The sequence below is a fragment of the Mesorhizobium sp. M7A.F.Ca.CA.004.12.1.1 genome (assembly GCF_003997835.1).
Classification (GTDB): Bacteria; Pseudomonadota; Alphaproteobacteria; order Rhizobiales; family Rhizobiaceae; genus Mesorhizobium.
In genome coordinates this window covers 1-631 of record NZ_RZRK01001431.1, presented here as the reverse complement: position 1 = coordinate 631, position 631 = coordinate 1, and the positions used below count along the sequence as shown (strand labels likewise).

The 631-nt window shown below is 66.7% G+C and carries 1 protein-coding gene; it reads right to left on the bottom strand.

Translation table 11 applies throughout. The features are described 5' to 3' along the window. The coding region (locus tag EN984_RS36865; RefSeq protein WP_164766034.1) for an aromatic amino acid lyase at window positions 1-544 on the bottom strand (544 nt) is incomplete at its 3' end. Window positions 545-631 lie beyond the last annotated feature (87 nt).

The following is a 631-nucleotide window of genomic DNA, read 5'->3' as shown; positions in this document are numbered from 1 at the left end:
GTTCCAATCCATGCGAGACGAAGGCGACCTTGGCCGGGAAACGGCCATGCGGGGTGAAGCATTCGCCGACGCCGATCATCACCGCCGTCATGTGCGACAGCGGGGCGAGGTCGCCGGAGGCGCCGACCGAACCTTGCGCCGGCACCACCGGGATGACGTCGTTGGCCAGCATCGCTTCGAGCAGCTCGATGGTCTGCGGCCGCACACCCGACGCGCCCTGCGCCAGGCTGGCGAGCTTCAGCGCCATCATCAGCCTGCAGACAGCAACCGGCATCGGCTCTCCGACGCCGGCGGCGTGCGACAGGACGATGTTGCGCTGCAAGGTCTCGAGATCCTCGGCCGGGATGCGGACGCTGGCCAGTTTGCCGAAGCCGGTGTTGATGCCATAGACCGGCTCGCCCTTGGCAACGATCCTGGCGACAGCCTCGGCGCTCGCCTTGATCTTTGGCCGGCAGGCATTGTCCAGCTTGGGCACGGCGCCACGATAGATGGCGCGCCAGTCGGCCAGCGTCGCATTGCCGGGCTTCAGGGTCAGTTCGGTCATTGTCCTCTCCAGATGCGGGCATGCAGCGGGTTGAAGCCCATGCGATAGACGAGTTCGGCGGGGCGCTCGATGTTCCAGATCGCCAGG